This window comes from Bacillus sp. M13(2017) (assembly GCF_002218325.1).
Classification (GTDB): Bacteria; Bacillota; Bacilli; order Bacillales; family Bacillaceae_G; genus Bacillus_A; species Bacillus_A thuringiensis_K.
In genome coordinates, this window is record NZ_KZ268528.1 from 1 (window position 1) to 24,206 (window position 24,206).

The following is a 24,206-nucleotide window of genomic DNA, read 5'->3' on the forward strand; positions in this document are numbered from 1 at the left end:
TTCTGTACCATCTAAATATCGTTTCACCGCTTGGATTTTTTCTTTTGAAGAAAATTTAGCCATAAAAAATGCACCTCCAATTGTTAGACTGTGTCTAACAATTGGGGTGCACTTCAAAACAATTAGGCTTTTTTTAAGAACTTTTTTCTTGTACATCATTAATGAGCACTTCTCTCGGTTTACTACCTTCATACGGACCTACTACACCATTCATTTCCATTGCATCAATTAGGCGAGCAGCTCGCGTATAACCTACTCTAAACCTACGTTGTAACATAGAAACAGATGCTGTTTGCATTTCCACTACAAGTTGAACCGCTTCATCATATAATTCATCTTCTACTTCCTGCTTCGTATCAGGAACATCTTGCGGAATCATATCTTCTTGATATTGTGCTTTTTGCTGTCCAATAACATATTCTACAACTCTCTCAACTTCATCATCTGATAAAAATGCGCCTTGTACACGTACAGGTTTCGATGCACCAATTGGTATAAACAGCATGTCTCCACGACCTAGTAGCTTCTCTGCACCACCACCGTCAAGAATTGTACGAGAATCTGTTTGAGAAGATACAGCGAATGCAATACGTGATGGAATATTTGCTTTAATAACACCCGTAATAACGTCAACTGACGGACGTTGCGTTGCAATAATTAAATGAATACCAGCAGCACGAGCCATTTGCGCTAGACGCATAATCGCATCCTCTACATCAGACGAAGCAACCATCATTAAATCTGCTAACTCGTCCACAATTACTACAATATAAGGTAATTCGGGTTGTTTCGCTTCTGATTGACTATTATGCTCTTTTATATAATCGTTGTATCCTTCAATGTTACGTGTACCACTATGAGCAAACAATTCATAACGACGTTCCATCTCACTCACAACTTTTTTCAATGCTTGCGATGCTTTTTTCGGATCAGTTACAACTGGCGTTAATAAATGAGGCACACCGTTATATACATTTAATTCTACCATTTTCGGGTCAATCATCATTAATTTTACTTCATGCGGTTTTGCACGCATTAAAATACTAACAATAATACCGTTAATACATACACTTTTCCCGCTACCTGTCGCACCAGCTACGAGTAAATGAGGCATTTTATTTAGACGGGCTAATACAGCTTCACCTGTAATATCTCGGCCAAGACCAATTAACAACTTCTCTTCCGGATGATTATTAGCCTTAGAATCAAGAACTTCCCTCAGCGTTACCATCGAAACCTCTGAGTTCGGAACTTCGATCCCTACAGCTGATTTCCCGGGAATTGGCGCTTCAATACGAATGTCCTTTGCAGCTAAAGCAAGGGCTAAATCATCACTTAAACTGACAATTTTGCTTACCTTTACCCCCATATCAGGATACACTTCATATTTTGTAACTGCCGGACCTCTATGTACTTTTGTTACTTTCGCTTTCACTCCGAAACTTTGGAATGTACGCTCTAATTTACGAGCATTCTCATAAATTTCCGCATTTTCATTTGTAACTTGCTTATTCTTTGGAAATTTTAATATATCAAGTGAAGGAAGCTTGTAATCTTTATTTTCTACATTTGAAAATTGCATAGGAGGTGCTTGCGCTTCACTCTCTAACGATTCAACAATTTTTTCTCCACGCTTTTTCTTTGGTTCTTCAATTGGCGGAGTCTCTTCAATAAACGTTGAAGTGATCAAATCTTCTTGCTCTACTTCGATTCGTTTATCCTCTTCTTCATTTACAGGATAATTCTCAGTGAAATTCGAAATAATCGGAGGATCAATTGAGATTTCTTCCATCGGCTCAATAATTTCTTCTTGTTCTGCAGCACGTTTGCTTCTTGTGCTTCTTGTTGTTTTTTTCTTTTCTGTTTGTTCAGCCGTTCTTTTAGCTCTCCAATCTTTATAATCCCCTTGCATCACTTGAAACTGACTTCTAAGAATTCTACCAACTGGAGCTAACACTTCTCCAATATGCTTATTTGTTATACAAAGTATACCGAGAATAACTAGAATAATACCAATGATATAAGCTCCTACTTCGTCAAATAAGAAGTAACATGTTGCGAACATAAGCGCACCAAACATACCACCACCTAAATGAACACTATCTGGCCCCTTTTTCATTTCAAGAAAGAAGTTATCTTTCGTACTCACAATAACAGAAGTATTTTGCACTGCTCCATCTTTTGTAAGAAGGTTAAATAATGTAATATGACTAAACATTAATATCGCCAATACAATTAAATAAAATCCAATTAATCGTTTATTTAAAAGGTTCGGCCATCCGCGTTTTATAACAAAGGAAACCGATAAAGCTATTACACCTAACACACCAATTATGTACCACTCACCAAAGAAGAAGCGAAAAAATAACACAAACGATTTCCCTACAACGCCTAGCTGTAAAATCGTAATGATTGAAAGTGCAAAAAGAGTTAAACCGACAATTTCATAATACAAAGTTGGCTTTATCGTACGTCTTGCCTTTGACTTCGTCCCTCTTTGCTTTTGTTTTGCCATTTCTTCACCTCGTGTTCTACATATAAGTAAAGCTCCCCTCAAAATGCTCTATTTATATGTCTGTTTTCTCTATTTTTCAGGTCTTTATATCTTCTATTTTTACACTTCTTGTAAAATGCTAAATAAACAGAAGAAAGCAGCCTACTCATGGCTGCTCAACCGTCTTGTTTTTTATATTATACCATAGCTTCTAAACAAAATCCTTCTTTTTGCTAAAAGGTTATTTTCTGACCGGGCTCAAACTCTAAATAATGAAGTGGGTCCGTACTTAGCACACGTACAATAGAATAAAATCCATGTTCCTCTTCAGAAACCATTAATTCCACACCATTTATATTTACGACTTTTTGACTTTCACATTGTGAATAATCGGCCGGATACACAAGTTGCTCTGGCATAATTGTATATAAAATCATTGTAGCATTGTCCCTTCTGTACTATCTTCCGCGCGAACATCTATTAATTCGTTTAATTTTCGAATAGCATTTCCAATACCGCCTACATCATCTATAAGACCGTACTTTACTGCATCCCCACCAATTACATTCGTCCCAATATCTCGCGTTAAATTTCCTTTCGCAAACATAAGCTCTTTAAAACGATCTTCTGTTACTTTCGAGTGCTTCGTCACAAAACGAATGACTCTTTCTTGCATCTTATCCAAATACTCAAATGTTTGTGGCACACCTATGACAAGACCTGTTAAACGAATTGGATGAATTGTCATCGTCGCAGTTTCCGCAATAAACGAATAGTCAGTAGAAACAGCAATCGGTACACCGATGGAATGTCCCCCACCTAAAACTAGAGACACTGTTGGTTTTGAAAGTGAAGCTACCATTTCAGAAATTGCTAGCCCAGCTTCAACGTCACCTCCAACCGTATTTAATATTAAAAGCAAACCTTCAATTTTCGGATTTTGTTCAATCGCAACAATTTGCGGAATGATATGCTCGTATTTTGTTGTTTTATTTTGCGGTGGTAATTGAACATGACCTTCCACTTGTCCGATAATCGTTAAACAATGAATACGTGATTCATTCATCTGTGGTACATTTGTCTGTCCAAGCTGTTGAATTTTTTCGACTATTGAAGCCTCTTTTCCAGCTTCTTTTGGCTCAGCTTCTTTTTCTTCATTTGTATATCGATCACGTTCTGTCATTTCGCATCCCCTTTCACTCGTATATAACTATTATTTCTTAAGTTATAAATTTCATTCGATAGGGTTAAAAAGAAAAAAGATCACCCATAAGGGTGATCTTTTTTATACTTCCATAATAATCGGTAAAATCATAGGTTTTCTCTTTGTCTCTTCGTACAAAAACTGTCCTAATAATTCACGAATATTTTGTTTTAACATTGACCATTCAATTGAATATTCTTTAATTGACTGCTCAACAATCATACGTACAATCTCTGTAGATCGTTCAATTAACGCTTCTGATTCACGAACATATACGAAACCACGTGAAATGATTTCTGGACCAGAGATAATTTTCTTTTCATCTTTACCAAGCGTTACAACAACTACTAGTATTCCATCTTGAGATAACATCTTTCTATCTCGAAGAACGATATTACCAACGTCACCTACACCTAATCCATCAATTAAAACATTACCAGCTTGTACTTTACCGACTAAGTTCGCTTCATCGTCACCAAAAGCAATTACATCGCCTTTTTCTACGATAAAGATATTTTCTCTTGTAATACCTACATCTTCAGCTAAGTATGCATGTGCTTTTTGCATACGGAACTCACCGTGTACGGGTACAAAGTACTTTGGTTTCATTAAATTTAACATTAATTTTAATTCTTCTTGGCTACCGTGACCTGAAACGTGAACTTTTCTTTCACCGTAATAAACAACTTCAGCTCCCGCTCTAAATAACAAGTCGATAATTTTTGATACAGATATTTCATTACCCGGAATTGGAGAAGCCGCAATAATAACGGTGTCACCTTTACGAATTGAAATTTGTTTATGAGCTTGCTTTGCCATTCTAGATAGAGCAGCCATCGGTTCACCTTGACTACCTGTCGTTAAAATAGCTACCTTTTTCTCTGGGAAATTGTCTACTTCTTGTAGTGAAATAACCATACCTTCTGGAACATCTAAATAACCAAGACGTCTTGCGATATCTACCACTTTCACCATACTACGTCCTACAACCGCCACTTTTCGCCCTGTTTCAGCAGCTGCATCAAATACTTGTTGAATACGATGTACATTCGATGCAAATGAAGCAACAATAATACGACCTTCTGCGCCGTAGAACACTTTAGAGATTTCTACACCAACTTCTTTTTCTGAACCTGTATAACCTGGGCGCTCTGCGTTTGTACTATCAGATAATAAGCAAAGTACGCCTTCATTTCCGATTTGCGCCATTTTCCCAAGGTCTGCTCCACTATTTCCAATTGGAGTTTGATCGAATTTAAAGTCTCCCGTATATACAATCGCACCTTTTGATGTATGGAAACAAACACCAACAGAATCTGGAATACTATGTGTCGTTCCAAAGAATGACACCGTTGTAGTATTAAACTCTACTGTTGAATTTGAATCGATTGTTTTTAAGTCTACACGGCCTAACATACCCGCTTCGCCAAGTTTTTCTTGTATAAGTCCTACTGTTAATTTCGTTGCATATACTGGAATAGATAATTTACGAAGTACGTAAACAATACCACCAATATGATCTTCATGACCGTGAGTAATAAATAAACCTTTTACTCGCTCTTGGTTTTCCACTAAATATGTAATATCAGGAATAACGATATCAATTCCAAACATTTCATCTCCTGGGAACATTAACCCTGCATCTACAATAAAGATTTCAGAATCAATTTCAACACAGTACATGTTTTTCCCGATTTCACCTACTCCACCAAGAGCAAATACTTTAACAGACTCATTCTCTTTTCTCTTCATGTTGTTGCCTGGTTTAAAAATCTTTCAAACACTGATTTCACTAAAATTGCAGAGACACCAGGGGAAACTCTACAACCACCATATATTCACCGTCCAAGACGAATGTCCTTACCGTTATGCGATATCATGTCCTTGTTTATTTTTTAAACCAGGTTTCACCTCTCTTTCATTATATAAATCAAATATCTTATTCGATATGATATGAAAATGTAATCAAATTATAATTTTTACCAATTTTGCTAAGCATACCCGTACTAAGCTACTTAGCCATATTATACCTGATACAAGAAATAGAACACAAGTTAAATCGTGCGAAAGAAAGAGGAAAAGAACGGAATGACAATAAAAGTATCGAACGTATTTCCTTTATATTTACTCCGATTTTATACTCCATATTATTTTGAAGAACTAGCCATACATACGCCAAATTCATTTCATAATAGGAAGTTTCAAGATTTATTTTTCTAGAATCCAACAAAAACACTTACAAAATGGATTTTTTTTATGAATTACGTCACATTTTAGGGGATTTCTCTAAAAACAGACACCGTGGTTTATTACGTTTATTCCATAATATCTATCATTTTTTGACTCAGTTAAAGGGGTATGATTATTTTCTTATACACATAATGAAGAAGCGATTAATGTTCTTATAAAAACACATATAGGTGAGAAAAAGAGGAAAAGATTTGCATATAATAAAAAATGACCTAGTTCTACACTAGGTCATTTTTTATTAACGAGGGATAGATTGCATAACAGATTGTAACGTTACTCTTTCCTCTTCTGTTAATGGAAGAAGTGGTAAACGTACAGAACCTACATCTAATCCAACCATTTGTAACGCTGTTTTTACTGGAGTTGGACTTGGCGCCATAAATAATGAATCAGTTACTCTTACAAGTAATTGATGTAATTTTTGTGCTTTCTTAAACTCTCCTGCTTGAAATGCTGTAATCATCTCTTGCATTTCGTTTCCGATAACATGAGATGCTACCGAAACGATACCTTTCGCTCCAACTGCCATAGCTGGTAACGTTAAACCGTCATCACCGCTGTATACCGCAAAGTCGTCCGCTGTTTTTTCAATGATCTCTGTCATTGTTAACACATCGCCGCCGGCATCTTTAATAGCAACAATGTTTTCTATTTCTGATAAACGAACAACTGTATCAACGGAGATTTGTACAATAGATCGTCCCGGAACGTTATATAGCATAACCGGAAGCGGCGTGCTTTCAGCAATTGCTTTAAAATGCTGATACATCCCTTCTTGGCTCGGTTTGTTATAATACGGTGCTACTAGCATTACTGCATCCACACCAACTTCTGTTGCCTTTTTAGTTAAGTCAATAGAAGCATGCGTATTATTGCTACCTGTTCCAGCGATTACGGGCACTCTTTTATCGACAACAGATACGACATGGCGATATAACGCTACTTTCTCTTCTGAAGTTAATGTAGGAGATTCTCCTGTCGTTCCTCCTACCACGATTGCTGTTGTACCATTATCAATTAAATAATTTACCAATTTCGTTGTCTTTGCAAAATCGATATTCCCGTTTATATCAAACGGTGTTACCATCGCGGTTGCAATTGTCCCAAAATCTATCATGGTCTCACTCCTTATTGTTCCAGTTGCTTTTCTTTTGAAAGCTCAAACGCACTATGTAATGCATTTACAGCCTCCACTAAATCAGTTTCTTTTACAAGAACCCAAATTGTTGTATGACTATCTGCCGATTGTAGGATTTGAATACCTTTTTCCGCTAGAGCTGTAACGATTTTCGCAGTAACCCCTGGGTATCCTGCCATTCCAGCTCCAACGATAGATACTTTCGCACAATGTTCTGTCACAATTGGCTCATATCCAAGGTTCTTTAATAATTTAACTGCATGACTTGATACATTATCACTCACCGTATATGCTACGCCAGTAGGTGAAATATTAATTAAATCGACGCTTATTCCTTCGTTCGCCATCTCTTTAAACACATGTTGTTGCAAATCATATGCCGTTTCTTTTGCAAGCACCTTAATTTGCGTTACGTTTGATACGTGGGCAATACCTGTAACAGGACGTTCTTCTACATCACGACCTCTCGTAGCACCGTCATATGCTGAAATAAGTGTACCTTCACTATCAGAATACGTAGAACGTACACGAAGTGGCACTTTTGCATGCATCGCAATTTCAACTGCACGTGGATGAACGACTTTCGCACCTTGATAAGCCATGTTACAAATCTCGTTGTACGTTACAGTTTGAAGATGACGTGCATCTTTTACAATACGAGGATCCGCAGTCATAACACCTTCTACATCAGTGAATATATCGATGTATTCAGCATGAAGTGCAACACCTAATGCTGAAGCTGAAGTATCACTACCTCCGCGCCCAAGTGTTGTCGTATCACCTTTTTTCGTTTGCCCTTGGAATCCTGTAACGACGATTACATCTACATTTTCCAACTCTTCATGTATACGATCGCAATTCATTTCAATAATCTTTGCATTCGTAAAATCATCATTCGTTACAAAACCAGCTTGTGCACCATTTAATGCTGCTGCTTTTATACCGTTCTCATTCAACATATTAGAGAAAACAATTGCAGAGATTAACTCTCCGCACGATAATAATAAATCTTGCTCACGTTTAGAAATAGTAGATTCCTCTTGATTTACAAGACTTAATAACGTATCCGTTGCATATGGTTCACCTTTACGGCCCATAGCAGATACGACAGTAACTACTTTATAACCAGCAGCTAATGATTTTTTTATATGATGAAGCGCATGCTTACGTCCATTGTCATCACGTACTGATGTGCCACCAAATTTTTGAACAATTATTTTCATATTTTGCACCTTCTCTTAGCCGTTTACACTAATTGTAATTTTACTAAGCGCTCTGCAATTTGAACAGAATTCCATGCAGCGCCTTTTAATAAGTTATCAGATACGACCCAAAGATGGAATCCTTTATCGTTATTTAAATCTTTACGGATTCTTCCAACGAATACTTCGTTTTTACCTACTGCAGTAGCTGGCATTGGATATAACTGCTCTTCTGGATTATCTTGCAGAACAATACCTTCCGCATTTGCAAGTAAGCTCTTTAATTCTGCTACTGTTACGCCTTCTTTTTCTACTTCGATGTAAACAGACTCAGAGTGTCCTGATACAACTGGTAAACGTACACATGTTGCCGCTACTTCTAATTCAGGCATATGCATAATTTTTTTCGTTTCGTTAATCATTTTCATTTCTTCAAATGTAAATCCATTATCTTGGAATTTATCAATTTGTGGAATCGCATTAAAAGCAATTGGGAAATGCTTCTTATCACCTGATACAGGAAGAACATTTGCCTTAACTTCTTCGCCATTTAAGATTGCTTGTGATTGTTCATGCAGTTCTTCAATAGCTGCCGCACCAGCACCTGATACAGCTTGATATGTGGAAACGATTACTCGTTTTAAACCATATTGCTGACGAACTGGCTCAAGAGCTACTACCATTTGAATTGTAGAACAGTTTGGATTTGCAATAATACCATTATGTTCTTTTAAGTCATTTTCATTTACTTCAGGTACAACAAGTGGCACGTTTTCTGTCATACGGAATGCACTTGTATTATCAACAACAATCGCACCGCGTTTTGCTGCTTCTGGGGCTAATTGTTTCGATACAGATCCACCAGCACTAAATAGTGCGATATCTACTCCTTCAAAGCTTTCAGGAGTTGCCTCTTGAACCGTAAATTCTTCGCCTTTAAATACAAGTTTCTTACCTGCAGATCGTTTAGATGAAAGTAACGTTAATTTCCCGATTGGAAATTCTCGTTTCTCTAAAGTATTTAACATTTGTTCACCAACTGCGCCGGTTGCTCCAACTACAGCGACATGAAAAGTTTTTTGCTTTTCCATCACTATGCCCCTTTCTAGATACCAATCCTTCTATAACTTAGAATCAGAAGGAGTATACAATACCCCTTCTAATCTTAATAACGTTAATTTTATCATATTCTACAGTAAGAATGATGGTTTCATCAAAAATTGTCCGTTTTTTTTCGTTTTTTAATTCATATATCTGAATTTTTCTACGACCACAGGTTGCAATTGCTTCCCTTGCAGCGCTTCTAATACTGTATCTTCCAGCAGCTCCATGCGAGCTACCATTGAGTTCGGTTTTTTCTCTGGTGCATCTTGGCCGAATGGGACGAAGTAGATGTTTTTCGTTGCCATTAGGCGCATGAGGTTGACGCCAACATGGTAGCGACAATATAAACATTTCTTTTCTCTTCTATTATATATTCATTTCAAATCCTGTAAATTTATTTTGTATACCATATTCTTCACAGGTACCCATAAACGAATTAGACGGTACTTTAGTAATTAAATGGAAAAGTTCTACTTTGATATTGAGTTTACTACAGCAGCATATTTACATATATATCCTTTAATTGGTATGATTTACTTGTTCGCATAAAAGGGGGGAGATTTTTGAGTTTAAATATGTATTTAGGGGAAGTACATGCCCAAACCCAAAGTATGAATGCTGTATGTACGGCTACCATTCAAGGTATGGAACAAGCGATTCAGTCGATTGACGCTTTTGCAATTGATACTGTGTTACAAGGACAAACATATAGCAGTGCAAAATCATTTTTTGTACAAACCTTTCGCCCTTTAGCACAAGGAATCATTTATCTGTGTGAAGAGTTAATTCGTCAGAATGATGCTTTTCCAAGTCAATTCCAATCACAGGTCGCTTCCACGGATGTCGTTGAACAAGAGTTACTAGAACAAATTCGAGAAATTGACCGAATGAAAACAAGTATAGAAGCCATCAATCAAGCTATGCCACTCCCGGGTATGGACGCTATGGCGAATCTTTTTACTGTCATGAGGAAAAAACTGCAAGAAAAATTAGAACATCTATATGAATTTAATTATACTTCTAGTAATAATTATGATACTGCACTCCAACTAGCCGCTAGCATTGCGATGGGTTTGGCGGAAGTTCAAAGTGGAAAAGGCTTTAGTCCTGCAAGTGGTACATTTAGTACGCAAGGGTTGAATATGGAGTGGATAACTTCTATCCAAGCGATTACAGAAGAAAAAAAACGTCATTCTGAAGGAAGTAGTATTATAGAAGAATCGTTGTTCGATAAATTTAAAGATACTGTTGAAAATAACGTAGAAGCGATAGATCAGTTGTACGAAAAGTTTATTCGCCAGATAGAAAACACTCCCCTTATTGGGCAATATTACAACTACAAAAAAGGGCAAAATGAAGCGGTGTTAGATGAACTTAAAGGAATATTAAACACAATTTTACATCCAATAGATAGTGTTGAGGGTGCTGTGTATGCTCTTTCTCACATCGACGAAACATTTGCTGCTGTAGAACAAGCTATTTCTGATTCGTGGAATCAAGATGTTGTAAATGGAGATTGGAATAGCAGAGCTAAATGGTATGGAAATGTAGAGATGCAAGTTAAATTAGCAATCGCTGAATTATTCGTAGGAACAAAAGGTGTAGATAAAGTTTCAACGTTAGGCAAAACCTCAAAACTTAGTGAAAGTGTAAATTTTATACACGGCACTAAAAACGTAATAACTTTAGATAAGTATAAGCAAAGCGTTGACATGTTGAATAATATTCTAATGCCAAAAAATCAATTTGCTTATACAGGAAGAAATATTGTAGACTCTTTCTCAGATAGCAATGCCCTTAAACAATCTAAAGAAAAATTATTGACTCATCAGTTTGCTGAAAGTACAGCTGAAGTTAATAAGGCAACAAGCGGAGCTGACTTGGATTTTAGAAAAGTAAATATTCAAACCAATGAAATTGGAGAAACTTTAGCTACTAGAAAGGAAATTCGAGCGTATAAAAAGGAATGGGGAGAATTAGGTATAAAAGTTAATATAGATAAAAAAGGAACAATTCTTCCAAACAATGTAGAAGCAGCGTTTGATTTTGTTAATGGGGATATATATTTAAAGAAAAAACCATCCGTCATAAATATGCATCATGAGGGTTTTCATGCAGAGCAGTGGTTAGATATAGGAAAAGAGCAATATATGAATCTTAGTAGGTTAGAAAGAGAAGAATATGTATTTGAACAAGTAATGAAAAATAAACATTTATTTGATAAAGCTTCTATTGACCATTCAATAGAATATATCGAAAGATTAAGATTGAAATATAAATAAAAGGAGAATTTTATATGTCTTTAAATAAGTATAAAAATATGTCTGATGAAGAGTTTAAACAATTGTCTACTGAAGAATTTCAAAATTATATAAAATTAAAGCAAGAAGATTTTTCAAGACATTATAGGAAAATAAATGAAATTACTGTAGATGTAATGTTAAAGCCTCAGGAAGCAATAGAAATTGCTAAACATTATCATAAGAAAAATAAATTAGATGGAGTAGTTAATGAAGATATCAACCAGCTTTTCTTTGATGAGGCTTATACATTTAAAATTGTGAAAGAAAATAGAAACAATGATGATATAAGACCAGCTTGGAGAATATTAGTGGATTTACCAAAAAACCCTTTTCTTATGGAGGACTATACACTAATTGTGTCTGATAGAGATAAAAAAGTAATGGGTATGCTCGATCCAAATGGGCATCCAGTATTTAAAGGCAATGAATTTACAGATGAAGATATCGAATATATTATGAGCGATGAGGATTCTAAAGATTAATTAAGGTAATAATTTAGTGAATAGTTTTATAAATAGAATAATTGTCTTTTTTAATTAATTTTTATGCTATTTTGCTAGATTCTAAGGGCAAAGAAAGAAGAATTTAAAAGAACAAGATAAATGGAAGAAAAATTTTTATATCTCTATTTTTTATATAATGATACATTTATTAACATCAACTAGGAGGAACATTCCTTGAAAGTTGTACGCTCTATATTTAAAGGCTTTCGTTTAATAAGTTTAATTGTAAAGCCAATACTTAAAGCATTATCTAAAAGTAAATTTTAAATCTCATAAATATTAAAATCCCCTTCTGCATATAGGTGCAAAAGGGGATTTTTTTCAAATTATTCTATTCGTTCTACAGACAGTACTCATAGATAAATAAGAAACGGTGTATATTTACCCTAACATTTATAAAGATGAAAATCAATATATAATTATCTACATATAGAACCAGATAATAATTTTTTCATAAAACTATTCTTTTGTTTTATTTTTTAATGTACTCGTACCACCAGTTTCTTTCATCCATCCAAGCTGTAATCTTATCAAGTTCGCCATTAGGTAGTACTTCAGTTTGTAAGTACGCTAAACCAGTTAATGGATTAGAGACAACCTTCCCTTTTGTTCCACGCTCATTCATAGCATTTACGACTTCCTGAACCAATGAAATACCAAAACCACCAGATTTAACATATTGATAGCCACCATTGGCAATAGCTTGTTCTGGTTGTTTTTCTCCTGTAAACCAAGATAATGATTTACTGCCAATCAATTGGTTCAAATCACACTTACCGATACCAGGTACATTACCTGTCTCTGTGTATTGCCAAATATCGCATGGATAAGCTGGCTTGTTACCGCCATAACGAGGAATCCAAACAAAGTCAGATTTTACATTTGCCATACCAAACGGAGCATACATATGATGACCAACGTATAAACCAACTTTCTGAGCACCTAATCGACGTAGTTCATCAATAAATGCTTGTGTGCCCGCTCTCATATCATTCATTGTTTTCACTTCAACATCTGCAACCCAGACTGTCGCGCTCTTGTCTCCACGGTTCCAGAAGTCACGAGCTTCTACTCTTGCATCATTTTCAGAAACGAAGCGACAGAATGCATAGTTACCAAAAGGAATACCATGTTGCTTCATGGCTTGTACATATCCTTTATACAATGGATCTACATAGTTTGAACCATCTTGTACACGAGCGATGATGAAATCAATGTATTGCTTTGCTATAGGCCAGTTAATGTCACCATTCCATTTTGAAATATCAATAATTTGTCCCATTACTTAACATCTCCCTTTCTATCTTCTTGTTTTTGTTTACCACCTAAAATCTCAACTGCATTTGTTAAAGCTTGTGGAAGCGGAATACCCATTCGTCCGGCATTTTCTAAAAGTGAAAGTAATTCATTACCCATGAAGAAGAAAATTGTCGCTTCACGAATAGCACTATTACTTCCTAACGCTGCATCTAATTGAGCTGCCGCTCCGACCAAAAGAAAAAGCACCACCTTTTTGGCGATGCCTTTGAAACCAACTTTACTTTTTAATTCTCCGTTATATCCTGCTGCAATCATGCCAGTTAGATAATCAATAACTGCCATCGTTACTAAGATTTTCAATGTTGCATCCCATCCTCCCAAGAAATACCCACAAAAGCCACCAAATGTAGCAATAAATGCTTTCATTAATACATCAATACGATCCATCTTTCCATCTCCTTATTTATAATAAAAAAGAGAGACACTTGTCTCCCTTTTCTCAAAAACCATTCAATTTTATTAATCAAATCAAGTTTATTTATCTGCTTTATCAAGATCATCCGATAATTTCTTTAAAATATCACGTGCTTCCGACTTCTCTTCATCTGTTAATTTAGCATTTTTACTCTTTGCTTCCAACGATTTAAGCACTTCCATATATGTACTATCTTTAGTGCATACAGTGTCTGTATAAGAGTCACCAATAGCAATCAGTGAATAATATTCAGTTCCTCTACTTGCCATAGCATATAATGTTCCATCTTTACCAAGGGTCATAGAACTATTTGAAAAGTTATCTACTATATTATATGTCTTTGGGAGTCTCCATTTAAGTGTACCATCTGGGTTTATTGCATATACTCCGCCAATACCATTTGTAGTAATATAAACTACACCATTTTTATCTATTATTGGTGCACCGGTAAAACTATTAGCGACATATTTCCACTTCAATGTATAATCTGGATTATAGGCATATAATCCATCTGCCCCACTCACATAAATTGTTCCATCTTTAGCATTAATAGCAGGAGCAGAAAATGCATATGAAGGGTTGTAAGGATGCCATTTCCATTCTTTTATTAAATCCCCATTTTTATCAAACACATAAAACTTACTCCCGCCATTAATATATATTTCATCATTTAAGCCAAGAGTAAATCCAGTATTACCTCCATTACTCCAAACATATTTTTTCCATAATTCTTTGCCATTCTGATCATGAGCATAAAGGTAATTAGTCTCACCACTTGTAACTACAGTATAAATTGTTCCATTTTGTGAGAGCATTGAAGAAAGTACTTGATTTCTTCCACTAAAAATTTCATTTGATTCCCATTTCAACGTACCATCAGGGTTATAGGCTTCTAATCGATGTCTACCGTTATTATGTACGTAAATAGTTCCGTCTTTACCTATAATTGGTGTTTCAACAGCGTTTATTTTAACCTGCCATTTAATCGATCCATCTGGATTTAAAGCTGTTAATTGATAGCCAGGCACATAAATAGTCCCATCTTCGGCTATAACTGGTGAACCATAATGCGTAATTAAGTTATCTTTAATCCATTTTGTTGAACCATCTTTATTAAAAGCATATAATTTGCCATTGTAATTTCCTATATAGATTGTACCATCACGCCCAATTGCGGGTTGATTACTGAAATTTTTCCCTCCATCTTTATCATAGAGTTTATTTTCCCATTTTACATTAGATGTTTCTGCCCCTGCATAAGGAGAGTTTCTGTTCCAGTGCTGCCCGAAAGGAGCTTCCGCCTCTAAATCATATTTTCCTTGTTCAAATTGTTTCCCTTGTGTGTTAATGGTTTCGGCTTTGGTCATTAAATTAGGGTGTACCCCTACCATTAATGCAAACAGCAGCATCATTAACATAAATTTCTTTTTCATAATATACCTCCTAAATGAAACATTAAATTATACGATAATAAAATCATATTTATTATATATTATAATTAATAATTTAAATACTTAAAAACTAATATAAACAAAAATAAAAAAAGACCAGCTATTGCTGCTCCTGCTCTGTTTGCGTATTATTTTCATTAGTTGATTTTGGTGGTTCTTGTGGTGGATAAGAACCGGTAAGTGATGTATAACACTCCATACAAATGTGCTTTTTCGCAAATCCCATATCTAGTTCATATAGACGTGCTCCACGTTTACAGATTTCGCATCTTGTTGCGATTCTAAAGCTTATAGTTCCATCAAGTTCCCTCCATACCTCGACTTTATTCATGCCATTTGAAAGCCCTGCATTATTTAATACATTAATAGGGATGTTTACAAAAATTCCAGCTTCAGATCTTTCCAACTCTACTAAATATCCCATAAACGGTGTTACATCCCCACGTTGTGGAGGTGTAACAGCTGAATTCTGATTCATATACTATTACTCCTTTCTTCTTTATCCTAAACTATTAAAGTGCCATCCATTTGAGTTACAGACATAGAATCCTAACCCTCGGTTTCCTTCTACAAAACGAATATGTCCCCATTGTTGGAATCCACCGCCGCCTAAATTAATTCCTTGCATCGCCCTTATATTAGAAAAAACTTTTATATCCTTTTCTGTACTTATATCAAACGTTTGTCCGTCTGACGCGGGAGCTATATTATTATTCACACCACCTACAGCAAGTGCGTTAAACGGCTGAATACCATCTGCTCTTTCTGCCGCTGCACGATCCCAATTATACATAGATGCATATTTGCCACTGTATAGCGTTACACCACTTACACAAATCGCTGTCCCTTGTCTCATGTCAGCACTTCCAGAACAAACTTTAATAATCAATGCATGTTGTTGCGGAATATAGTTTTTCGGCACTTTAAAGGTAAATGAATATCGTCTGATTTCTCCATAAAATGTAGACGGCTCAGGAAAGTCCATTTTTTGTTCATTCCAGATATCGTAACTTACATTGTCTCGGAATTTAACACAACATACATGTAAGCGTGGTTTCCCTGTTTTACGTACACCATTTATCATAGATGCTCTAAAGTGAGCAGATACTGTGTATTCATTTCCGGGATGTATGCCATTATTCACGATTGCTTCTGGATAGTTATACATGTCTACCCTTGTAGCATTCACCATTTGCTCGTAATCGAATATATGTGTATTCTTTTCTATTACGACATTTCCCCATGACCTCCAAGTAAGACCGTATCCACCTTCAAACCCATAATAATCGTTATGTCCAATGTTTTTCTTTGTAACACTAGAAAAGTCGGGATCTGCTATTAGGTTTCGTCTTGATACCGCAGTTGTTTTTGTTCCCCATTCGTCTTGGAATAGAAAATCTAGCATTTTAACAGTTACACCATCTTTATCAATGGTTATCTTATCACCGTTAATTCTAATAAGATTCGTATCAATACCTTTTGCTGTTAGCCATTTGACCATTGTATCTGCATTAATATCCAGTTTTGCAGCATTGATTGTAATTTTCCCAGGGGACATATTGATGGCAGTGACAATTCCGTCCTTTAAAATCTGCGCTAAAATCCCTTCATCTAAAACTTCTAACCTAGATTCCGTTTTCCTCGCATAGGCATTATAAGTCTCATTTATAAACGTTTCTTGTTTTCTAGAAACGATTGTAATACCTTTTTCATTTGCGCCAATACTTCTTTCTAACTCTGTAACTTTCTGATTGTATTTCTCGGTAGCTACTCTATTAGCTATATCTTCTAGCATTTTATCAACATCCGTTTGATCTTTCGGATGCAACCAAAATTCTGTAGCTATGGTGCCACGTTGTAACATAGGTGCAGTACACCATAAACGCCCATTTCTTGTAACATAATAACGCCATCTCACAAACGATGCATTGGCTGGCGCTTTATCTGAACATACAGCACGAACCCATGTATGATTTACAACCTTGATATTTGTTCTAGCTGTTTTAATGCGAGTTTTTTTGTCACCAGTCCACCATTCAATTTCAATAAATGCACCACCACTATCAATAGGTGTTTTCCCATCAGTATTGAAATAACCTGATGCAACAAATTCTTCGTTAACCTGACACTCAATGAATTGGCTTGTAAGTCCCCACCAACGATCTTGAGTCTGGCCAGTAACGGTAATTGCAAATGTATTCATACCTTTGTATTTTAAATTCGTATCAACAGAACCAATAGCCCCATTACCGCTATTCCAAAACCAATATTTCTGTCCTAACTTAAAATCAGCATCACGCAACTCGTTGACAGTACCTAAACCGCCTACATAATCCTCAACATCTTTCTTTTTCATTGTTAATTTCAATGCTTCAGAGTGTTGCTGTATCGTTGTGGCCGCCTGAGTTAATGTTTTCCCTTGCTCAGTTTGTGTTTCCTGTAATTTCTTAACACTTGCAGTTGTTCCTTCTGCATTCTTTTCTACAGTGTTAACACGTTCATTAAAAGAGGTTTGTGTTTTTTCTACCGTTTTTATACTTTCTTTAATACCATCCACACTTTTTTCAATCTCGGTTGTTTTCTTAGTGAATTCATCACTCGTTACTTGATTTTCTGGAGCTGGTGTCCAATCCTGTGGCTTATTACCTTTATATAAAGCAACCCATTCTACAATGGCTTTTGTAGTGTTACTTGGAAAGTTATACAGACTCAACTTTCTTTCATTTCCACTCGTTGCTGCTACAGCTTTAAAAGTTACATAGGTAATTCCATTCGCATAAACACTTGTTGCATATCCAACATTATTCGAACCGCCATTTTGCCAAATCCCGAACTTCTGCCCCTTCGGAACGCTACCTTTAATTACAAATGTATATTCTTCACCTGTAGAGAAATTTTCGGTTAGAGAATATGGATTGATTAGATAATCTGTTTTTTCGTATTTAGCATTTGAATCTAATAACAGATTACGTCCTCCAGCTTTATCGTTATTAACTTTCTTTTCTACACTCTCCAACTTCTCACTAATCTGACCAGCCTTTTCTGTAATTTCAGTTGTGGTTTTCTTTAAAGCATTTGTTGTTTGCTGCACCTCAGAGATTGTCTTTTCTGTACCTTCAGCAGTCTCTGCCACTGTATTTAATTTTCCAGTGATTTCACCGTCTTTTTTTGTTAAAGATTCAATAGATTTAGTAAAACCCTCGTTAGTTTGTTTCATTTCAGAAACAGTTTTATTAATTTCACCTTGAAAGTTTTGTACATTTTTAATAGTTTGCGAAACTTCTTGAAGACTATTTTTAACTTCCTTGAATCGTCCAGTGGTTTCACTTTGAGCTTCTTCCACTTTCTTATTTAATTCTTCTTCTGTAAGTTTGATATCTTTATTAACCTGCTCCATTGTTTCCTTCTTGATAGTTTCCACATCAGGAATAAGAAGCTCCCAACCTTTACCGTCCCACACTTTTAAAATACCAGGTTTACCTTTGCTAATATCTCGCCATAATGTTTTACCTACTATAAGATTATCGGTCGGTTGATTTTTAGCTTCAATAATATTTACCGCATTATTTTTAAGATTCTCTTGCACTTTTTCAGCCAGTGTTTTTGCTACTTCTGATTCTTTCTTAGCATTATTAGCTGTTTCATTTGCATCTTTCACTAATTTATCTAACTGATCTATCAGTTCTTGCTTACTACCTAGTGAACTAAGGATACGATTGTAAATCTTTCGTAGCTCATCATTAGGGTCAACAATTTCGCGGTAATCACCAAATGCGTATTTATCTTGCGAAGAATCAGTATGTGATTCATCACCTGCGATTGCCCTTGCTTCTAAATAAAGCTTAGGTGTGAATCCAACATCTTTAATTCGGATTGTATCTCCTTCATTGATTAACTCGTGGGCCAGCCCAAATACACGCCCTATACTTTGTGCTTGAACATCATAAGAGACAGAGGTATTCACGCGTTTTGCTAACTCTGTTTTCATAAGAGTCAATAAGCGTTCTGGTGTTATATCTTCTTCTGTTTCTGGAGTATAAAATCCAAATTTGTGTTTACCTTTTTCATTCCAACGTTGAAATGCATCGTTATCCACAATATATGGAATACCCTTATTTATATCTGAGATAGTGAGAACTTCTCCACCTTCTTTTTTGATAAAGCCAATTAAAGCTGTACAAATGTTTTGTGAGTTTTCAATACGTTTAATTCCAACTAAATCTTTACCTAACGTGACTTCCTTTCCTGTTTCTCTTCCTCTTTTTTTCACCATGTCTACATACCAACCTGCAATTCGAGAACCAACTACTTCAACACGGTATATAATTTCTAGTTCAAATAGGGAAGCAATCTTTTTTAAGAAACTCAATGGATCTATAAATTCATCAATAGTCATAGAATGAAATCCAGCATACTCCGTTTTACCACGCTTCCATTTTGTACCTACAAGAGCAACATCCATAAATTCATTTACTGTCTTACCTTCAATTTTCTGCGGACGAATATAGTCATCTTTAGCAAGATTAATCCATGCACCTGATGCATAAGTAATTACGGATCTATCGTCAGGGTCTTTTTCTACTTCAGTGATTACATACGGAACAATACGCCCATCCCTTACTTCTTTTAATACTAAGTTTTGTTGCATAAGTGTTGCTGCATATTTCGTGTTATCAAATACTTTAAACTCTAACGTATCGATATTATTCTTGATTTCCCAATGACGTTTATCATCCCAATAATCTTTTGGTTGTATAGCTGAAACGATTTGGCTAGTTTTAAAATCAATAATATGTAAGACTCCACTTGGCGTTCTCATCTAAATCGCTCCCTATATGTAACCTTTGCTGTTCCGATATCATAAGGCATAATTTCTAGTGTATTCATACCTTTATTAATGATAGGAAAATTACTGAAAATGTCCTTAATATTAATCGCATCCTTCCCTTCAATCGTTACATGACTATTTTCGGTATCAATTACGACTTTATCTCCAACATCTATTATATAAGGTGGTGTGTTTTTCGTATTTAAATTCACTTTCCAAAACTTTAAATCACTAACTGACATCGCTTCTACTGGCGGTACATCCTGCCATTGCATGATGCTAATCTGTATTTGAGCTGCTTTTTCCATGTGATAGTTATTTTCATCTGTCCACCGTGCAAAACGCTCTGAATCATCTTTTTCTGTCCCTGGAAGAAATTTTGAAATATACGCTTCCCATACATTTCCTGTTCTAGCTATCCACAATCGACCAAAATATTGATTCCATGTATTCGGATAATTACCGCTCTCATAAATCAACCCTGTTTTCCCTGGTTTGTTATCGTATCCAATAACCATCGTTCCAAAATTTTGTTCAGCTTGCCAATAGAGATCGTTCATAGCAATTTTCGAAAGCACCTTACTATTTTCATCGAGTATTGCTATCTCAACTCGTCCCATTTCATTGATTTTCTTACTCTTACAAGTAACATAAGCTTGCATAATAAAATCTTGTACTGGACCACCAGGTATACTCTTTTTAACAGCTGCACCATGCCATCCTTTACCTGTTCCAGTACCAAAATCAGAACAATAAAATTGATATTTATCTGATTTCATTTCGCCAACTGGCTCACCATCTTCCATTGCGCTGACTTTACTCCATCCAACAGTAGTGGCCATTTCATCCCATACGATACGTTGATTCCTTTCTACAGGCTTTTCCACAGTTTTTAGTGGCATACCGATACGAAAATAATCTCGATCACTTAAAGATATCCCACCAAACCATACATCTAAAAAAGTGTTTGTTTTTTTTATGTCAATCTCAATAATAGGATTAGAATGAACAGTTCCTTTGTTTTGAACATTTGCGGTTAACCCTAGCGCACCTGTTTGAAAATCGACTGTTTGAGTGGGTCCTAATTTATATGGCATTGGGCAAATGAACGTAAGAGTTCCTATTCCAAGTGTTACAAATTCATCTAGATCGAAACTATCATCCACAACCGCTAAATATGTTCTATTTGGTTCTACATCAAAAATAAGCTCTGCTGGTTGATCCGTTATTAACCAACTTGCAATTTCTTCTTTTAACATTTCTAAATCAGCGTGTTCAGGAACTATGATCCCTACAGGAATTGATAATACACGCATTTCTGTTTGTGTATTTAATAATCTTGCCCCTGGATACCCTGGAGTACTTAGAAAATTACGTTTCAATGGTGCCCAAGTTGGTCTTTTCCAACCTTTTGCAATTTGGATATACTTTTTACGTTCATTGTTAAATTTGAAAGAGCTCATTTTGACACCTCATTTCTTTATAAAATAAAAGAAACCCAAACCTAAAAGTCTGAGTTTCTCTTTTCTTCTCTTTCTTGATACTCGGTTGTATATCGATAAGTACCACGTGCCACATCTCGTCCTTCTAAAACAACAGGAACCTCCACAACTAAATCGCCACCAAGCATTGGAATTACTCCGCTTCCAGATGATCCAAAAGAATTATTAACCACTTGATTCGATACACTGTTTGTCATAGCTTGTCTACTGTTTGACATACTTCCATACACACCACTCATGACAGACTTTAATCCGGATAGCTGATTCATAGAAGTAGCCATCATACGGTTCATATCACCCATTAATTGATTCATAGTTCCAGTAATACCGAGTGATTTTTCTTTCGATGATAAAGGTGTAACTGTGATTGAATTACCCTTCTTCGTAAATAACTCTGGTCCGGCTTCTCCTGTGATAAATGAACCATCACCTACAGGCTTTCCGCCTTTAGCAAGCATCGGTACATGTGGAATAGTTGGAGCACTTACTCCTGGAATTTCATTTAACAATTCTGCTGGTGTATTAAAGCCATCTATGAATTTATTAATAATACGAATGATTCCGTTGATAGCTGTACGAATACCACTCTTAATTCCATCCCAAACGCCTAATACTGCTGACTTCATTCCTTCAAATGCCCCACTAACAGCGTTTGTTACCCATCTTACAGGAGTCATAATGGCATCTTTTAATCCATTCCATACAGAAGATGCGGTCGACTTAATACCTTCCCAAATGTTTGAAAGCGTAGATTTAATACCATTCCACACGCTACTGCTTGTACTACTAATCATATTCCAAACAGTCGAAATGGCTGATTTAATGCTATTAAAAATTGAACTAGCTGTGGAAACAATTGAATTCCATAAGCTAGAAAGATAACTTTTAATTGTATTCCATACTGCGCTTGTAGTGGAACTAATTGTATTCCATGTATTTACGATCCAATCTTTGATTGATTGGAAAATCGGAGTGACTATAGAAACTAGCGTGTTCCAGCAAGATTGTAAAAATCCTTTTACTGCATTCCACACCGTCATTGTGGTGGAACTAATAACATTCCATACATTCACAATCCAATTTTTAAGTGTTTCAAAGACAGAAGTTGCAACCGAAACAATACCATTCCAACAACTCTGAAGAAAAGAAACTATAGCATTCCACACCGTTGTTGCCACTGAACTAATAGCATTCCATACAGAACCAATAAAGTTCTTTATCGATTCAAATATTGGCGTTGCAAAATACAAAATAGCCGTCCAAATTGCTTGTAAGTATTGAGTAATGAAATTCCATACAGTTTGAATCACTGTAGAAATACCGTTCCAAATCATAGAAAATAAATCAGCAATCCCTTGTAAAATAGGAGTTAGAAAGGCAACTAATCCATTCCAGGTCTCTTGAAAGAACGTCGATATTGAAGTCCATACTTCGGTGAAGAAAGTTGCTATTCCTTGCAATACAGAAGTGAGATATTCTACAATTCCATTCCAAATTTCCATACAGAAATTAAAAATAGAAGTCCAAATACCAACGTATGCTTCTAAAATAGCGGTTCCCCAGGTTACAACAAACTCAACAATTCCATTCCATAAGCCTATTAAGAACTCCTTAATTGAATTCCAGACTTCTGATGTAGATTCACTAATACTATTCCAGGTATCACTTGCCCATTGCACAATACCGTCCCATATCCCTACTAAGAACTCTCCAATTGCATTCCAAGCGTCAATGGTCCATTGTTTGATGTCGTCCCAATTTTTATAAATAGTAATTCCTAAAGCAACTATAGCTGCAATAATAATAGGGACAATTGCAACAAGTCCGGCTGCTGCTAAAGCTCCAATTTCAAAGAAGCTCATGACCGTCATGACTATAGGAGCAAGTGCCATGATTGCACCTGAGATTATACCAATAGCCATCGCAACAGCTGTTAATGTGGCTGCTAACTTTGGATTATTTGAAATCCATTCAGCTACTTTGGAAATAACATCAGCTATAACACTAAGAATCGGCTGAAGCGCAACTTGTAAATCCTGCATCGCTTTTTGAAATTTAACTGCTGGGTTTGCATCCATTTTCTTAATAGAATCATTCAGTTTATCTTGTTGCTTCCCAAAATCAACTGTTTTCTCTTTCGCGCCTAGCAAAGTATTAATGATGTTTTGTCCTTGATCTTCATACATTGTCATTTTGTTATCGTAAAGGCTTTTTATCCTCTACTTCTTACAGTTCATTTCCTGTAAGTTCGGCATACGTTTTCACTATTAAGTGTCGCGGTCTCGTGGAGGGATTATATCTTTTCACCCTCTATGCTCTGCCCCTGACTATACTTCGTATAGCCTTCGGTTCAAGTTAGGAATCTCACCCTTCTTGCTTTATACCGCGATTTTACTTCGGCACAATTTATCATCTACCGAAAAATTTAACGCCTAATTCATTACGCTTTGTTTCATCATCAACTTGCGATAGAGCTTGTGCAATCTCGGTCA

Annotated in this window: 16 protein-coding genes and 1 pseudogene; 2 read left to right on the forward strand and 15 right to left on the reverse strand. The window is 35.8% G+C overall.

What is annotated here, in order from left to right; all coding sequences use genetic code 11:
* Window positions 1–133 precede the first annotated feature (133 nt).
* The 8 genes and pseudogenes from CGQ22_RS30365 to spoVFB all read right to left on the reverse strand — a co-directional run.
* Window positions 134–2,515, reverse strand: coding sequence for a DNA translocase FtsK (locus tag CGQ22_RS30365; protein ID WP_001118802.1), 2,382 nt, complete (start codon window positions 2,513–2,515; stop codon window positions 134–136).
* A 212-nt stretch (window positions 2,516–2,727) separates the two neighbouring features.
* The gene (locus CGQ22_RS30370) at window positions 2,728–2,931 is read right to left on the reverse strand and encodes a YlzJ-like family protein (protein ID WP_000605023.1); all 204 of its coding nucleotides are present in this window, start codon (window positions 2,929–2,931) and stop codon (window positions 2,728–2,730) included.
* Complete coding sequence (gene tepA, locus CGQ22_RS30375) at window positions 2,928–3,677, reverse strand: translocation-enhancing protein TepA (protein ID WP_000139806.1); 750 nt, start codon at window positions 3,675–3,677, stop codon at window positions 2,928–2,930. Before tepA ends, CGQ22_RS30370 begins: the two co-directional genes overlap by 4 nt.
* A gap of 102 nt (window positions 3,678–3,779) precedes the next feature.
* Entirely contained in the window at window positions 3,780–5,450 is a 1,671-nt protein-coding gene (locus CGQ22_RS30380) for a ribonuclease J (RefSeq protein WP_000823089.1), read from the reverse strand.
* A gap of 736 nt (window positions 5,451–6,186) precedes the next feature.
* Window positions 6,187–7,065, reverse strand: coding sequence for a 4-hydroxy-tetrahydrodipicolinate synthase (gene dapA / locus CGQ22_RS30385; protein ID WP_000564763.1), 879 nt, complete (start codon window positions 7,063–7,065; stop codon window positions 6,187–6,189).
* 11 nt (window positions 7,066–7,076) lie between these two features.
* Complete coding sequence (dapG, locus tag CGQ22_RS30390; protein ID WP_000692450.1) at window positions 7,077–8,309, reverse strand: aspartate kinase; 1,233 nt, start codon at window positions 8,307–8,309, stop codon at window positions 7,077–7,079.
* A 23-nt stretch (window positions 8,310–8,332) separates the two neighbouring features.
* Complete coding sequence (asd, locus tag CGQ22_RS30395; protein ID WP_000414846.1) at window positions 8,333–9,379, reverse strand: aspartate-semialdehyde dehydrogenase; 1,047 nt, start codon at window positions 9,377–9,379, stop codon at window positions 8,333–8,335.
* Window positions 9,380–9,529: 150 nt separating this feature from the next.
* Window positions 9,530–9,718, reverse strand: a pseudogene (gene spoVFB / locus CGQ22_RS30400) (dipicolinate synthase subunit B); the annotation flags it as partial.
* Between the two features lie 237 nt (window positions 9,719–9,955).
* Between spoVFB and CGQ22_RS30405 the strand changes: the two are divergent.
* Window positions 9,956–11,674 carry a zincin-like metallopeptidase toxin domain-containing protein gene (locus tag CGQ22_RS30405; protein ID WP_089149763.1) on the forward strand — a complete coding sequence of 573 codons (1,719 nt, stop codon included), beginning with the start codon at window positions 9,956–9,958 and terminating at the stop codon, window positions 11,672–11,674.
* A gap of 14 nt (window positions 11,675–11,688) precedes the next feature.
* Window positions 11,689–12,177 carry a hypothetical protein gene (locus CGQ22_RS30410; RefSeq protein WP_089149764.1) on the forward strand — a complete coding sequence of 163 codons (489 nt, stop codon included), beginning with the start codon at window positions 11,689–11,691 and terminating at the stop codon, window positions 12,175–12,177.
* A gap of 493 nt (window positions 12,178–12,670) precedes the next feature.
* Here CGQ22_RS30410 and CGQ22_RS30415 read toward each other — a convergent pair whose 3' ends face one another.
* From CGQ22_RS30415 to CGQ22_RS30445, 7 genes are all read right to left on the reverse strand, one after another.
* A complete protein-coding gene (locus CGQ22_RS30415; protein ID WP_089149765.1) occupies window positions 12,671–13,480 on the reverse strand; it encodes a GH25 family lysozyme in 810 nt (269 codons plus the stop codon).
* A complete protein-coding gene (locus CGQ22_RS30420) occupies window positions 13,480–13,905 on the reverse strand; it encodes a phage holin family protein (RefSeq protein WP_065703361.1) in 426 nt (141 codons plus the stop codon). The genes CGQ22_RS30415 and CGQ22_RS30420 overlap by 1 nt, the downstream gene beginning before the upstream one ends.
* A gap of 87 nt (window positions 13,906–13,992) precedes the next feature.
* Window positions 13,993–15,366 carry an outer membrane protein assembly factor BamB family protein gene (locus CGQ22_RS30425; RefSeq protein ID WP_089149766.1) on the reverse strand — a complete coding sequence of 458 codons (1,374 nt, stop codon included), beginning with the start codon at window positions 15,364–15,366 and terminating at the stop codon, window positions 13,993–13,995.
* Window positions 15,367–15,484: 118 nt separating this feature from the next.
* Window positions 15,485–15,862: a hypothetical protein gene (locus CGQ22_RS30430; RefSeq protein WP_089149767.1), complete on the reverse strand. Its 378-nt coding sequence runs from the start codon at window positions 15,860–15,862 to the stop codon at window positions 15,485–15,487.
* Between the two features lie 21 nt (window positions 15,863–15,883).
* Window positions 15,884–20,203, reverse strand: a complete 4,320-nt coding sequence (locus tag CGQ22_RS30435; RefSeq protein ID WP_089149768.1) for a phage tail spike protein — start codon at window positions 20,201–20,203, stop codon at window positions 15,884–15,886.
* Window positions 20,200–21,675 (reverse strand): distal tail protein Dit, encoded by a 1,476-nt coding sequence (locus CGQ22_RS30440; RefSeq protein WP_089149769.1) that lies wholly within the window; start codon window positions 21,673–21,675, stop codon window positions 20,200–20,202. The genes CGQ22_RS30435 and CGQ22_RS30440 overlap by 4 nt, the downstream gene beginning before the upstream one ends.
* 41 nt (window positions 21,676–21,716) lie before the next feature.
* Complete coding sequence (locus CGQ22_RS30445; protein ID WP_089149770.1) at window positions 21,717–23,906, reverse strand: phage tail protein; 2,190 nt, start codon at window positions 23,904–23,906, stop codon at window positions 21,717–21,719.
* Window positions 23,907–24,206: the final 300 nt, after the last annotated feature.